This window comes from Rhodococcus sp. 008 (genome assembly GCF_001682295.1).
Lineage (GTDB): Bacteria > Actinomycetota > Actinomycetes > Mycobacteriales > Mycobacteriaceae > Rhodococcus_F > Rhodococcus_F qingshengii.
The window spans coordinates 3,810,526-3,824,799 of sequence record NZ_CP012749.1 but is presented as its reverse complement, the minus strand read 5'-3'; the positions used below and the strand labels follow the sequence as shown (position 1 = coordinate 3,824,799).

Sequence of the window (14,274 nt, the reverse complement as noted above, 5' to 3'; positions counted from 1 at the left end):
GCAATTGTCTCCATCTTCTTATACGACTGTTACCCGGACATTCGTCACTCCTCTTCGCATTGTGCCACTGTTGGAAGGCACAAATACGCTGTCCGGCTTGCGCCTGGGGGGGAAATATGAAGACACGTCGTTTCACGGTTCGGCTGACGATGGCGGTGGCCATGGCCGCCGGCTTTCTCGGCCTCAGCGCGCCGACCGCGAGCGCGGATTCCGTGGTCAGTCGCATCGACGTCTACTCCCCCTCGATGGACCGCTGGATCGCCAACGACGTGATTTCGCCGGCCGGAGGAGGCCCGGCCCCGACCTTCTATCTGTTGACCGGTGTCGGCGGCGGCGAGGACGGGATCTCGTGGTTCAACAACACCGGAGTTCGTGACTTCTTCGACGACAAACACGTCAACGTGGTCATGCCGGTCGGCGGCAAGTTCAGCATGTACACCGACTGGAACGCCGACGATCCGGTGCTGGGCCGTAACAAGTGGCAGACGTACCTCACCAAGGAACTACCGGCGGCGGTCAACGCTCGGTACAACACGACCGGTGTCAACGCACTCGGCGGTGTGTCGATGGCCGGCGGACCGGTTCTGGACCTCGCGATCCAGTCGCCGGGCACCTACCGCGCAGTCGGCTCGTACAGCGGCTGTCCGCGCGCCGGCGACCCGCTCGGCCAGGCAGCGGTGCGCTCGATGGTCGAGATACTCGGCGGCGGCAACGCGGCCAACATGTGGGGGCCGTGGGGTAGCCCGCAGTGGGCGGCGCACGACCCGTTGATCAACGCCGAGAAACTGCGTGGCACAGCGCTGTTCATCTCGACCGGCAACGGCCTCCCCGGCCCGGTGGACGGAATCAACTCGCTGGCTATGGCCGCCGGCGTCGTTCCCGGCGCGGTCCTCGAAGGCATCACCAACATGTGCACCGCTGCCCTGCAGGGGCGATTCGGTCAGCTCGGCATTCCCGCGACGTTCAGCTTCCGACCCGAAGGCACCCACACCTGGGGGCTCTTCGAAGCCGACATGCGCGCGTCGTGGCCGATGATCGCGGGCGCTATCGGGGCGTGAGCCTCACGGCCCTCCTTACAAGCCATGGCGTCAGGTGAGACTGCGCGCCCAGTCCCGCATCCCGGCGGGGCCAGTGCCGGTGGCGTATTCAGCGAACAGATTTCGCGCTTCGTCACGGCGGATGCCGCCGAGGACTTCACGCGGCTTACGGAAAAACGGAAGTTCCACAGGCGGCGCCCACAGCTGCACGAGTTCCGCCGCACCGTCGTTCGGGGATTCGAGAGCGAACCACACCCGGGTCACACCGAGCGTGATCGCGGCACCCATACACATGAGACATGGTTCGAGATTGACCGCCAATGTCAATTCACCGGACGCTCGAGTGAATCCGAGAGCCTCGTCGGCCTGCAAGAGCGCTTGAAGGTCCGCATGGACTACCCGTCGGCCGAGTGCCCGTTCTTGCGTATACGCCCGCCCGAGCACACGGTCGTCGTCGAACACGACTGCGCCGATCGGCATTTCCCCGAGCTCCATGCCCTCACGCGCTACGTCAAGAGCAACCGCAAGGGCATCTCGAGGTGAAAACATCACTCGACACTAATGGACCAAGGCAAACTCACGCTGCCAGTAGTGCGGGTAGTCCCCATTCCTTGGCAAGCAGCTCGTACGAGCGCAGACGATCCTCGTGCCGATGGGTCACCCCGGTGATTACCAATTCGTCCGCTCCGGTGAGCTTCTGCAAACTGTCGAGCCTGTCGGCGACGGTAGACGGTGAACCGACGAACTGCGTGATCAGCCGATCCTCCACCACTGCTTCGTCGGCGTCGGAAAGTGGGAGCGCTGTCGCGGGATCGGGGTACGGGATGGCGCCGTGCCCGCTGCGAATGCTGTGCGTCCAGTGCCCGAACGTAGACGCCAACTCTCTCGCCGTCGCATCGTCTTCCGCAGCAACAACATCCGCGGAGACGACGACATACGGCTCCGACAGGACGTCCGACGGACGGAATGCTGTGCGGTATGCCTCGACGGCATCGAGCGTACTCGACGGCGCCACATGGTAATTCGCACCGAACGGCAATCCGAGTCGTCCGGCGAGCTCGGCACTCGGGCCCGCACTGCTTCCGAACACCCACAGTTCGACGTCGGCATTCTCGCCGGGACTGGCGTGCAATTCGATGCCGTCGCGGGTTCTGTAGGTACCGTTCAGGAGCGAGCGTATGTCGTCGACCTGCTGCTCGAAATCGGGCGCCTGCGCGCCCGGAAACGCCAATGCCTCGAACGACGCCTGCAATCGCGGTGACGTGAGAAGACCGGTTGGATCGAAGGGCGCCGGGATCACGACGCCGTCGCGTACGACGTTCTCTCGCTTCGATTCTGTCGGCGCAGGCGTTCCGGCAGCGACCGCGCGAAGTGCCTCCACCCGACGCTGTCCGCTGCGCCCGATGCCGAGATCGATACGACCCGGATACAACGCTTCGACGGTACCGAAGGCCTCGACCACCTGAGCCGCCGTGTTGTTGCCCAGCAGCACGGCGGCCGAGCCGACGCGAATGGTGTTGGTTGCGGCCGCGATCAGCCCGACAAGCACTGCTGGCGACGAAGAGGCAACACCGACGAAGTGGTGTTCGGCGACCCAGTAACGCTTGTATCCCCACGCTTCGGCAGAACGAGCGAGGTCCAGCGAGTTCCGCAAAGCCTGGCGGGCCGTTCCGCCCTCACTGATCGGCGAGAGGTCGAGTACGGACAGCGGCGCGCTCACCTCGGTCCGCTTTCGGAGCGGGTGTCCGGTGTCTTCTCGCCGGCTTCCACCGCGAACGCCAGGCGGTTCTCGGCGGGGGCCACCGGGCACGTCGCGTAATCGGTGAACGCGCAGGGCAGGTTCGACGCCCGATTGAAATCGAGGACTACCGCGCCACCGGGTTCAGGTGCGCTCACGTGCAGCGAGCGGGCGGCCGGGTAGGTGGACACACCACTGGTCGCGTCGGTGAACAGGATGTGAAAGCCGTTGTCCCTGCCCGCGAACGCAATCAGCGTATGCGTTGCACCGTCGTGTTCGAAGCTGATGGTTCCGCGGGCGTCGTGATGATGCTCGAGGCGCTCGACGACCGCACCTGTCGTCACCGTGCGAGCCTCCTCGAAGGCTGTGAAGACACCCTCGATGCGCCACTGCGGGTTCGGCTCGAAGGTCGGGATACCACTGAATTGCGCCAATGCCGGGGCCGACGAATCGTGGATCCGCAGAGCGACCTCGCCGGTGCGGCGGATGACCTCGACCAACCGCGCGCCCTGCTTGACGATCAGTCCCGGCGCCCCCTCGATCGGATTCAGAGTGGCCGAACCGTCCACTGCGACGCCGTCGATCGAGAGGTCGTCTGCGGGCGTCGCGGTGACGACAACGGCATTCGCGTCGGCGCGCCATGCACCGGGCAGGTCCGCGAAGGTGGAATCGGTGTCCACCAGCCAATGCAACGCAGTCAGGCTCAGCCAGCCGAGGGGTTCGCCGAAGGTGGCGTCGCGCGAGGCGTGCCAGGCATTCCAATCGCCGGTGAAGGTGCTGGTGGAAGTGTCGGTAACGGTCATGATGCGCGGACTCCTTCAGCCTGCTCGTGCGGGTGACGCAGCCCGAGATGGCTGCGCAGGGTGGTTCCTGAGTACTCGGTCCGGAAACTGCCGCGGTCCTGTAGTTCCGGTACGACGGTGTCGATGAACTCGTCGAGGCCCGCGGGGGTGATGTGGGGAACGAGGATGAATCCGTCGCTTGCGTCGCCCTGGACGTAGCTGTCGATCTCGGCAGCGACCTCGGCGGCGCTACCCACGAACTGTTGGCGGGCAGTCACTTCGATGATGAGTTCACGGATGCTGAGGTTTTCGGCCTCGGCCTTGGCACGCCACTGATCTGCGACCGCTCGTGGATCCTTGACGTGGCGGACGCGTCCACGGGTGATGTTGACGTCGTCCGACGGATCTTCCTTCGGCAACGGGCCGTCGGCGTCGTACTGGGAAAGGTCTCTGCCCCAAACCTGTTCGAGAAAAGCGATGGCAGTCTGGGGTCCGACCTGCTGCCGCCGGATGTGATGTGCCTTCTCCTGTGCGTCCGCGGCGTTGTCACCGAGGACGAAGGTGGCGGCGGGGAGAATCTTGAGGTCTGCGTGCGTGCGTCCGTACTTGGCCAAGCGTCCCTTCACGTCGGCGTAGAACGCCTTGCCTGCTTCGAGCGTTCCGTGCCCGGTGAAGATGGCATCGGCCTTGGCCGCGCCGAACTCGCGTCCTTCGTCGGAGTCACCGGCCTGCAACAGAACTGGGTGCCCCTGCGGACTCCGTGGAACTTCGAAGCGTCCGGCGATGTCGAACTGCTTACCGGAGTGCTGGAACTGGCCGACCTGCTGGTCGGTGGCGAAAACACCGCGCTCACGGTCGACGATCGGACGGTCGACGCTCCAGCTGTCCCACAGCGTCCGTACTGCGTCGACCAACTCGTTGGCGCGTGCATACCGCTCGGAATGCTCCAGATAGCCACCGCGGCGGAAGTTCTCGCCGGTGAAGGCGTCCGAGGAGGTGACCAGGTTCCAGGCGGCGCGGCCGTCGGAGAGATGATCGAGCGTCGAGAACTGCTTGGCCAACTCGTACGGTTCGTTGAATGTGGTGTTGATCGTCCCGGCCAGGCCGAGATGCGTTGTCACACCGGCAACCGCATTGAGAATGCTGAAGGTGTCCGGGCGACCGACTACGTCGAGGTCGTGAATTTTGCCCTGATGCTCGCGTAGGCGCAAACCCTCTGCGAGGAAGAAGAAGTCGAACAATCCGCGTTCGGCACTGCGGGCGAGATGCTCGAACGAGCTGAACTCGATCTGACTCTTGGACGCCGGATCGGTCCACACCGTGGTGTTGTTCACGCCGGGAAAGTGAGCGCCCAGATGGACTTGCTTGCGAATCCTGTTCTGTGTCATCGGTGTTCCTGTTCTCTACTCGCGCTACGCGAACTGATTGACGGGCAACTGGAAGCCCAACCGCTCGCGCAGCGTCGGGGCGGTACTCGGTCGCGGATTGAGAGTTGGCACTACGTCCGTCGCGATCTTCTCCACGGCGGCGGCCAGCGCCAGTGGACGCAGAACCACACCGTCGATCCCGGCGAGCCCACCGATCTCACGCAGCAGCGCAGTCAAACCCGCGCTGTCACCGCGATAGAACAGCGAGTGCGGGGCATACGGCGCTCCCGCCCATTCCTCGAGTTCCGCCAAAGCGTCGTCGGCGGCACCGCGATCGGCGCCGAGGAGCACGTCGACGTCGAGGAGAACCCGCACGCTGCGCCCGAGGGCGGCGGCACTCGCGTGGACCAGCTTGGCCGTAGTTTTGGCCTCGGCGAGATCGGTTGCCGAGATCCGAATCAGATCTCCGCGCGCAACCGCGAGTTCGCGAGCCTCCGGCCTGCTCGCGTCGACGGCGATCAGCGGCTGCCCCTGCGGGGAGCGCGGCGTGATGGACGGGCCCTTGACGGAAAAGTTCTTTCCCTCGAAGTCGATGTAGTGCAGCTTGTCCCGATCGATGAATCGTCCGCTCGCAGCGTCACGTATCTCGGCGTCGTCCTCCCAGCTGTCCCACAGCCGACTGACCACCTCGACAGCCTCGGACGCTTCCTCCCACGCAGACTCAGGACCCTGCACTGTCTTTCGGCCGAACAACGCCGCCTGCTCGGCGGTGTCGGACACCGCGACCTGCCAACCGGCCCGCCCAGCAGACGAGTAGTCGATACTCGCGACGGCCTTGGAAATGTGGAACGGCTCGGTGTGCGTGACTGTCGCAGTGGGGATCAGACCGATGCGCGAGGTCACGGCACTCAGCCGCGCCGCAGTTGCCACCGCCTCCAATCTCCCGCGCACTGCGTGCCGGCCTTCGGATTGCAGTCCGAACGAGTCAGGGAGGAACGCCAGATCCACCCCACCCCGATCCGCGGTGGTCACCAGGTCCACCCAGTACGACGGTGTGAACAGATCTTCGGCGCGTGAGTCCTCGCGTCGCCAGGAGTACGGATGAGCTCCGGTGCCCTCGAATTCGAGACCGACCAGGAATGCTCCGGAACTACGCTCGGACATGTTCGGCCTTTCGTGTCGAATGATCCCGCCCGGGGATCGCCTCGAGAAGTGTGCGTGTGTACTCGTTTCGGGGATTGTCGAAAATCTCGGTGGTAGTGCCGATTTCGAGCAATCGCCCGGCCTGCATGACGCCGACGACGTCGCTGATCTGGCGAACAACCGCCAGATCGTGGGAAATGAAGAGATAGGTCAAGCCCAGTTCTCGCTGCAACTCGTCGAGTAGCGCCAGAATCTGCGCTTGCACCGAGACATCGAGAGCGGAGACGGGTTCGTCGAGAACGAGCAGATCCGGCTTCAACGCGAGCGCACGAGCGATCGCCACCCGTTGACGCTGGCCGCCCGAGAGTTCGGCCGGTTTGCGGCTCAGGAACTGCTCGGGAAGTGCAACCTGATCGAGCAACTCTGCCGCACGAGTCTGCTGCTGGCTGCGTCCACCAACCTTGAAGGCCCGCAGCGGCTCCGCAACGATGTCCTGGACCGACAATTTCGGGTCGAGGGATGCATAGGGGTTCTGATACACGAGCTGGATCCTTCGGCGCAGCTCACGCAGGTCGCTGCCCTTGACCTTCGTGATGTCCTGGCCGTCGAAGGTGATGGTGCCTGCGTCCGCCTGCTCCAATCGCACGACAATGCGTGCGGTGGTCGACTTGCCGGAGCCCGACTCCCCCACCAGCGACACCGTCTGACCCCTCGGAACGGTCAGCGATACCTCGTTCACCGCGGTGATCGAACTCCCGTGTCCGACGTTGAAACGCTTGGTGATTCCGGTCAACGTCAGCAGCGGGCTCGTATCCTGACGGACCGGCCGATCGACCGGTCCCGAGGACAGGCTCGGCGCAGAGCTCAGAAGTTTCTTCGTGTACTCGTCTCGCGGGTTGTCCAGAATATCCGCGGTGCGGCCGGATTCGACGATCCTGCCGCCCTGCATCACCAGGATCCGGTCCGCGCGGTCTGCGGCCACACCCAGGTCGTGCGTGATCAGGAGCACGGCGGCACCGGATTCGGCGATTCGCTCGTCCAAGTGGTCGAGGATGCGTCGTTGAACCGTGACGTCCAGAGCACTGGTCGGCTCGTCGGCGATGACGAGGGCCGGGTTCGCGACAAGCGCGATACCGATCAGAACTCGTTGCCGCATACCGCCGGAGAGCTCGTGTGGGTACTGGCGTGCTCGGATTTCCGGCCGGTCGATACCCGCACGCTCGAGCACCTCGACGGCGTCCAACCGGGCTTTGCGGCGGTCTGCGAGGCCGTGGATCCGCAGGACTTCTGCAACCTGGTCGCCGATCCGGGTCACCGGGTTGAGCGAGGTCGTCGGATCCTGCGGCACCAAACCGATACGCGCGCCGCGGATTCGCTGCCACGCACGGTCGGAATACGAGTCGATCTGTTCACCCTCGAACTCGACGGTCCCGCCGGTGACGTGGCCACTGCCGGCGAGCAGACCCAATATCGCGTGGGCCGTGGTCGACTTACCGGAACCCGATTCCCCGACCACCGCAACTACTTCGCCCCGACCGACGGTGAAGCTCACGCCGGATACCGCGGGCTCGGCGCCGTAGGCGATCTGTAAGTCGGTGACGGAAAGCAACTGTTCCTCGGTCGTGCTCATCGCCGGTTGTTCCTTTCGATCTCGTGGCCGATACGGTGTGCCGAGATGACCACGGCGACAATCGCGAGACCGGGAAGTGTGGTCATCCACCAGGCATTGGCGAGGAAATTACGTCCCTCGGATACCAGCGATCCCCATTCCGGGGTAGGCGGAACGGCGCCGAATCCCAAGAAGCTCAGAGCCGACACCGCCAGTACTGCCTGCCCGAACTCGACAGCGGACAGCGCGACCACCGGCGCGTAGGAGTTGGGAAGCACGTGCCGACGCAGGACACCGAGCCACCGCACACCCGAACCGAACGCGGCCTCGACGTACTGAGCGCCGCGCACCCGCATCACTTCGGCACGCATCACTCGCGCAAAGTTCGCGACCATGCTGACGCCGACCGCGATGGCGACGTTGATGGTGCCGAAGCCGAGTGCGGTCACCAGTGCCAACGAGAGCAGCAGCGCCGGAATGGACAGCAGCACGTCGACGATACGCATCAGCACGGCGTCGACGACGCCACCGACAAAGCCCGCGAGCAAACCGATTATCGATCCCGCCACCAATGCGATTCCGACCGCCACCAAGGTTGCGGTCAGGGACAGCGCGGCGCCGTGCACGAACCGTGTGTACAGGTCACGTCCGAGATTGTCGGTTCCGAACCAGTGAGCCAGGCTCGGGCCCTGCAGTTTGTCCGCCGGGACACCGGACAACGGATCGCCGCTGGCAAAGAATCCGGGTGCGACGGCAAAGCCGATGGCAAGCAACACGATCAACACCGGAATCACCAAGCCGGGCTTTCGGATCCAGCCGATGGCCGTGGACTTTCGGCGCGAAACAACAGGTGCCTTCGCCTCGACGCTCGGATCGAGGAGTAGGGGTTCGATCAATGTGTCAGACATGAGCCGGCTCCAGATCGGTCGAGCTTTCGGTATTCGACTTTTCGGTGTGACTCTTCTTCGTCTGGATGATCCGTGGATCTATCAAGGGGTAGAAGAGGTCGACCGCGAGGTTGACGAGCACGAACACGAGAGAGGCGAACACAACGACTCCCTGCACCACCGGGATGTCCTGCGCCATCACCGACGTCTGTGTCAGACGGCCGACGCCCGCGCGGGAGAACACCGTTTCCACAACCACCGAGCCCGCCAGCAGCGTGCCGACCAGCACACCGGCAATGGTGCATGCCGGAATGCTCGCCAGTCGCAACGCGTGACGGGTCTGCACGCGCCAACGGCTTGCGCCCTTGGCGTACGCAGTCTCCACGTGCGGCGAACGTAGCGTCGACTGCAGGCTGGTCGTGAGCACCTGCGCGATCACCGCGCCGGTCGGGATCGCCAAGGTGATCGCCGGAAGAATCACCGTTGCGAATCCCTTGTCTCCGAATGCCGGGAAGATGTGCAGACGGAACGAGAAGAGTTGCAGAAGAATCAGGCCCACCCAGAAAGTGGGCACTGCCACACCCAGCGGCGGCAGCGAGAACAACAGGTTCGCGAGCCACCGCCTGCGGGTGTAGGTAGCGAAGAACGCGATCGCCACTCCGAACAACACGGCCAGAACCAAAGCGGTGGTTGCCAAGACCAGAGTGCTCGGCAGCGCCGAGAAGATGGCATCCGTCACCGACTGACCGGTGGAGATGGACGTTCCGAAATCGCCGCGAAGAGCATTCGTCAGCGATGTCCAGTACTGCACCCACACCGACTGGTCCAAGCCGTACCGTGCCCGAAGCTGATCGAGCGCAGCCTGATCCACTGCAACACCCTGACCGGACGAGTCGGCAGCCATGCTGACGGGATCACTGGGCAGGAGGAACAGAATCACGAACGAGATGGTGAAGGCGGCCCACAGAACCACTGCGGCCTGGCCCAGTCGGGTGAGTACGTATCGAGTCATGATTACTTACCCGACAACCATGCGTCGTAGAACTGCAGGCGCGAGGAGGCTTCGAAGTTCAGGTCCTGCACACTCGATCCGGCGCCGATGGCCTGCGAGAGCTCGATGGTGGGGATGGAGAGTCCACGGTCGAGGATCAATTCCTGTGCGGTGGATACCAGTTCGCCGCGTTGGCCGTTGTCCGTGGCTGCAAGCTGGTCTGTGAGTACCTTGTCGAGCTCCGGATCTGCGCCGCGACGGTTCAGGTTGCGGCCTTCGGTGCTGAACGATGCCCGCAAGATGTCGGCGTCCGCGCGAGTGCTGTTGTAATACAGCGAATCGTAATCACCCGATACTCCCTTCTCGGTCCATTCACCGTTCGAGACCAGGTTGAGCTGCAGATCGACGCCGACCTTCTTGAGCTGCTGCTGCACGAGCTCGAGGATGGCCTGGTTACCCGAGAACACCGGACTGAAGGTGACGCTGAAAGTGAGCTTCTGCCCGTCCTTCTCGCGGATACCGTCGCTGCCGGTCTTCCAACCAGCCGCGTCGAGGAGTTTCGCCGACTTGTCGGCGTCGTACGTCACGACACTGGATTCGTCGCTGTAGAGCGGAGTGGTGTGAGCCAGCGGGCTCGTGGCCGGGAAGAACGACGGATCCAGAACGGTGTCGACGAGTTCTTGGCGGTTGATCGCGGGAATGATGGCCTGACGAACAGCCTGATCAGCGAGAACGCCGCGACTGACGTTGGGCTGGAAGAAGAAGCTCACACCCGGGTTCGGCCTTGTGAGGATTCGTCCACCCGCGCCCTCGATCTGCGGCGCATCCTGCGGAAGCGCATCGCTGACCGCATCGAGCTGGCCGGAGGCCACGCTGCCCGCCCGCACACCGGATTCGGGAACCACCGTGAAGTCGACGCCATCGAGGTACGCCTCGCCCTGATGCGCGACCGCATCCGAGGCCCAGTTGTATCCCGCACGCTTGGCGATCTTGACGCTCTTGTCCTGCTGCCAGTCGGTGTACACGAACGGTCCGGAGGCGATCACCGCTGCACCGGGGCAGCGCTGCTCGGATGCCAGCGCGGTGGTGGAATCGGCGAGGATTCCGAGCTGTGGCGTCGAAGTTGCTTGCAGGAACTGAACATTGGGTCCGGAGAAATTGATCTTCGCCGTGTGAGCATCTACGACGTCGGTACCGGTGTACGAGGACAGGTAACTCTTCGCCAACGACGCGTTCGGTCCCAGGTTCTTGACCGAGTCGAAGGTCTTCTTCACCGAATCCGCCGTCACCGGTGTGCCGTCACTGAAGGTGGCGTCGTCGCGAAGGACGAACGTGAAGCTCGCGGCGTCGGGGCTGATCTCCCAGCTCTTGGCGAGCCACGGGGTGATCTCTCCGGTGTCGGGATTTTGATCGGTAAGCGAATCCACCACTGTCCGAGTGACATACACGGTCTGGTTACTGCCGGCCTGGGCCGGATCGGCGCACGTCGGCGCCTGCGACAGACCGTAGCGAAGGGTTCCGCCGGACTGGGCGGGGCCTGCGTCGGCAGCACTGTCACTCCCGCTGCTGCAGCCGGCGAGGACGGTGCCGAGAACCGAGACAGCACCGATACCGGCGATTACGGTCGCGCGTTTGCGGGCACCGAATGAGGGCGAAGACACCAAGAACTCCTAAAGAGGCATGCCGAAGAGCGCACCCGTCGCCTGAGACGAGAAAGGCGATCGAGCACGAATCACTTGTGAGAGAAGAGAAAACAGACTTGTCGACGACTCGTCTGAGTGTGAATGACTGACCGAGGTCAGTTGGTACAGAAAGATCCCGCGGTGCGGCACAGGTCTACGTGACGACGCGACCAGGCGGTATCGAAACCGCCTTCGACTGCCTTCATTTCGTGTTCCTCCATCGGTCCTGGCGGTAGCACCCGCACCCGATCACTCGGGGGGTTGCTGCGACTTCAATGAGCCAGGTCTCTCGGTCGCTCTGGATGGTCGTTCGCAAGTCTACGAGGTTAAACCCGGGTGTTGTCAACCCGGTCGGTAGGAATTGCTGCTCGAGTCACATTTTCGAGGACCCGAAGTTGTTTCTCGAACGGGTGGATGCCCACCTCTTCGGGCGAGAGTGACGCGTCGTAAAGCGGTGTGTATCCACTGGACAGATACAGCGCGACGGCCTCGGGTTGCCGAGGACCCGTCGTGAGAAACACCCGGTTGTATCCACGAAGTTCGATCTCTCGTTCCAACTCGCGAACGACGGCCTTGCCGAGGCCGCGCTTCCGATGGTCGACCGATGTCCAGATTCTCTTCAGTTCGGCAGTGGTGGAATCGAATTGACGAAACGCACCACCGGCGATCGGCAGACCGTCGTGGGTGAGCACCAGAAGCGCACCCTGCGGGTAGGCAAATTCTTCTGCCGGATACGTCGTGAGATCCTCGAGCATCGCTTCGTGAGTCCCGCCGTAACGCGAACTGTATTCGAGTGCCAACTCCGCGATCAGTGGAGCTGCCAAGGGATCGTCCTGCGATACCGAATAGACCTCTACCGCTCCGACACCCTCGAGCTGTCGAGTTCCGAGCTCCAGTGCCACAACACTTTCCTCCATGAATCTGGTCAACGCTCCCCCAGCCTGAAAACTTCCGGAGCGAGGGTGGTTCCGTCGACGAGGTCCGCCACAAGTTCACCCAGGGCCGGACCGAACTTGAACCCATGCCCCGAGAATCCCGCTGCCACCGTGACGGCGCCGACTCGGTCGATGACGAAGTTACTGTCCGGCGTGCTCGTGTACAGGCAGGTGAGCGACTCGACACGGGTGGTGTCGACACCGGGTAACCACGACTCGGCGTACTCCACCAATCGCTGCTCTCCGTCGACACCAGGGGTGTAGTCACGGGTCTGCGGAGTCACCACCGGCCCGGTCGCGTGTTCGCCGATCTTGATCCCGTCCTCGGAACCGAGCCCGTAGATCCCCGCGGTCTCCAATTCTGCGCCGGTGTGGTGAACGAAACTCGGCCACTCGACTCCGGGATCGAGCGGTGCGAAGTGTGCCGGTTGTTCCTGTGTCGTGCGCAATGTCGGCAGTACGATCTCGGAGCCGAGACCGCTGTCTGCGATCAGATCTGCAGTCCACGCACCGGCCGCGATCACGACCTGACGAGCTGCGAGCGTTCCACTGTCCGTCACCACGTCCACGCCGTAGGACGCCCGCGCGAGTGCCAACACCCGAACATCGTGACGGACCTCGGCGCCCGCAAACACCGCTCCTGCCTTCAGAGCGGTCACTGCGCGGTCCGCGTGCAACCGGCCTGCGTCGGGATGATGGAGCACCGTGGTGTCGAATCGCAGCCCCGGCCAACGGGCGGACGCCTCGGCAGGAGTGAGGATCTCACCCTTGATGCCCGCCTCGCGAAGTATCTTCGCCTTGGACTGCACTGCCTGCGGCAGGCCGTGATCGACGGCACCGGTGAGTTCCAGGAACCCGATGTCCGTCGTGGTCTCCAACTCCCGCCACAGCGGCAGCGCGCCGGCCGCCAAACCTGTGTACAGGTGATTGTCGTACGCCTGCCGATAGATGCGCGAAGTACCGTGCGACGCACCGTGCTTGTGCCCCGGCCCGAACTGTTCCAGCTGAACGACGCTACGTCCGCGTGCCGCGAGCCGCCAGGCGGCGGAGGACCCGACGAGTCCTCCGCCGATGACGATCACATCGAAAATCTCACTCATGGACGAGAGCTCACTTGGTCTTCGGAAGGCCGGGCGGGTTGATCAGGGACGTGTCGACGGCTTCGCTGGTGATGTTCCAGCGCTCGAGGATCTGCTGGTACGTGCCGTTCTCGATCGTGTGGTTGATCGCGTCGTTGATCGCCTTGATCAGGCCGTTGTCCTTCTTCACCAGCACCGCGATCTGCCCCTGCAGGGTGTCGCCGGCCCCGGAGAACTCACCGACAACCTCGGTCTCCCCCGACTGCTTGGCGTGGAACTGCGACGACGGGTTCGGGCCGAAGTAGGCGTCGATCCGGCCGGACTGCAGCGGGAGGTAGTAGTCGGTGGTGTTCTGGTAGTAGGAGATGTCGGTAGGCGCCAGGCCGGCCGCGACGTTCTGCTCACTCCACTTGACCAGCAGCGCTTCCTGATTGGTGCCCGAGGAGACGGCGATCTTCTTGCCCGCGACGTCCTTGGGTTCCTTGATGGAGATTCCGGCACCCTTCTTGGCTTCGAAGGCGAGGGTGTCGAGACGGTAGGTCGCGAAGTCGTACTTCTCCTTACGCTCCTCTGTGACAGTCACATTGGAGAGGAAGGCGTCGGCCTCACCGGAGTCGATCCGGACGAAGTTCTGTGCCCAATCTGCTGTCTGCAGGTCGACCTTCAAGCCGAGAACGTCACCGATCAGATAGGCGAAGTCGGTCTCGGAACCGATGAGGGTGGTGTCGTCGTCGGCGTAGAAACGGAGCGGCGGAGCGGAACCGGCACTACCGGTGACGCGCAGCGTGCCACGATCGCGGATGTCCTGAGGTAGCTCGGCGGCGATTGAATCCACCTTGTCGGTGGTGATGCGGTTCTGATCGGCCGTGAGGTTGTAACCCGCAGCAGCGGTGACCTGGGCGCCGTCGGACTCGGCGTCCGCGCTGCTGCATGCAGCGCTGAGCAATCCGACGGTGGCAAGCGCCGAGATCAGAAAAGTCGCGCGACGGGATGTGGAGAACATCAATTTTTCCTTCCGGGAATG

Annotated in this window: 14 protein-coding genes and 1 riboswitch; of the genes, 1 reads left to right on the top strand and 13 read right to left on the bottom strand. The window is 63.7% G+C overall.

What is annotated here, in order from left to right; genetic code table 11:
* Positions 1 to 116: 116 nt before the first annotated feature.
* The gene (locus AOT96_RS17825) at positions 117 to 1,058 is read left to right on the top strand and encodes an alpha/beta hydrolase (RefSeq protein WP_003944347.1); all 942 of its coding nucleotides are present in this window, start codon (positions 117 to 119) and stop codon (positions 1,056 to 1,058) included.
* 30 nt (positions 1,059 to 1,088) lie between these two features.
* Here AOT96_RS17825 and AOT96_RS17820 read toward each other — a convergent pair whose 3' ends face one another.
* The 13 genes from AOT96_RS17820 to AOT96_RS17765 all read right to left on the bottom strand — a co-directional run bounded on the left by AOT96_RS17820 (position 1,089) and on the right by AOT96_RS17765 (position 14,253).
* The gene (locus AOT96_RS17820; protein WP_073513513.1) at positions 1,089 to 1,586 is read right to left on the bottom strand and encodes a nucleoside deaminase; all 498 of its coding nucleotides are present in this window, start codon (positions 1,584 to 1,586) and stop codon (positions 1,089 to 1,091) included.
* Between the two features lie 28 nt (positions 1,587 to 1,614).
* A complete protein-coding gene (locus AOT96_RS17815; protein ID WP_065352088.1) occupies positions 1,615 to 2,757 on the bottom strand; it encodes an LLM class flavin-dependent oxidoreductase in 1,143 nt (380 codons plus the stop codon).
* Positions 2,754 to 3,578, bottom strand: coding sequence for a DUF1684 domain-containing protein (locus AOT96_RS17810; RefSeq protein WP_042452128.1), 825 nt, complete (start codon positions 3,576 to 3,578; stop codon positions 2,754 to 2,756). Before AOT96_RS17810 ends, AOT96_RS17815 begins: the two co-directional genes overlap by 4 nt.
* Positions 3,575 to 4,945: an NtaA/DmoA family FMN-dependent monooxygenase gene (locus tag AOT96_RS17805; RefSeq protein ID WP_065352087.1), complete on the bottom strand. Its 1,371-nt coding sequence runs from the start codon at positions 4,943 to 4,945 to the stop codon at positions 3,575 to 3,577. Before AOT96_RS17805 ends, AOT96_RS17810 begins: the two co-directional genes overlap by 4 nt.
* Positions 4,946 to 4,969: 24 nt before the next feature.
* A complete protein-coding gene (locus AOT96_RS17800; protein ID WP_063314817.1) occupies positions 4,970 to 6,088 on the bottom strand; it encodes an LLM class flavin-dependent oxidoreductase in 1,119 nt (372 codons plus the stop codon).
* Positions 6,075 to 7,697, bottom strand: coding sequence for a dipeptide ABC transporter ATP-binding protein (locus AOT96_RS17795; protein WP_065352086.1), 1,623 nt, complete (start codon positions 7,695 to 7,697; stop codon positions 6,075 to 6,077). Before AOT96_RS17795 ends, AOT96_RS17800 begins: the two co-directional genes overlap by 14 nt.
* Complete coding sequence (locus AOT96_RS17790; RefSeq protein ID WP_047269463.1) at positions 7,694 to 8,584, bottom strand: ABC transporter permease; 891 nt, start codon at positions 8,582 to 8,584, stop codon at positions 7,694 to 7,696. Before AOT96_RS17790 ends, AOT96_RS17795 begins: the two co-directional genes overlap by 4 nt.
* Positions 8,577 to 9,575 (bottom strand): ABC transporter permease, encoded by a 999-nt coding sequence (locus tag AOT96_RS17785; protein ID WP_065352085.1) that lies wholly within the window; start codon positions 9,573 to 9,575, stop codon positions 8,577 to 8,579. Before AOT96_RS17785 ends, AOT96_RS17790 begins: the two co-directional genes overlap by 8 nt.
* 2 nt (positions 9,576 to 9,577) lie before the next feature.
* On the bottom strand, positions 9,578 to 11,215 hold the full coding sequence (locus AOT96_RS17780; RefSeq protein WP_003944291.1) for an ABC transporter substrate-binding protein: 1,638 nt from the start codon (positions 11,213 to 11,215) through the stop codon (positions 9,578 to 9,580).
* 137 nt (positions 11,216 to 11,352) lie between these two features.
* Positions 11,353 to 11,442 carry a putative leader peptide gene (locus tag AOT96_RS36450; protein ID WP_310504006.1) on the bottom strand — a complete coding sequence of 30 codons (90 nt, stop codon included), beginning with the start codon at positions 11,440 to 11,442 and terminating at the stop codon, positions 11,353 to 11,355.
* A gap of 8 nt (positions 11,443 to 11,450) precedes the next feature.
* Positions 11,451 to 11,545, bottom strand: a riboswitch (SAM riboswitch).
* Positions 11,546 to 11,562: 17 nt separating this feature from the next.
* Positions 11,563 to 12,153 carry a GNAT family N-acetyltransferase gene (locus AOT96_RS17775; protein WP_039972708.1) on the bottom strand — a complete coding sequence of 197 codons (591 nt, stop codon included), beginning with the start codon at positions 12,151 to 12,153 and terminating at the stop codon, positions 11,563 to 11,565.
* A gap of 8 nt (positions 12,154 to 12,161) precedes the next feature.
* On the bottom strand, positions 12,162 to 13,271 hold the full coding sequence (locus AOT96_RS17770) for an FAD-dependent oxidoreductase (protein ID WP_007726834.1): 1,110 nt from the start codon (positions 13,269 to 13,271) through the stop codon (positions 12,162 to 12,164).
* A gap of 10 nt (positions 13,272 to 13,281) precedes the next feature.
* A complete protein-coding gene (locus AOT96_RS17765; protein WP_007726832.1) occupies positions 13,282 to 14,253 on the bottom strand; it encodes an ABC transporter substrate-binding protein in 972 nt (323 codons plus the stop codon).
* Positions 14,254 to 14,274: the final 21 nt, after the last annotated feature.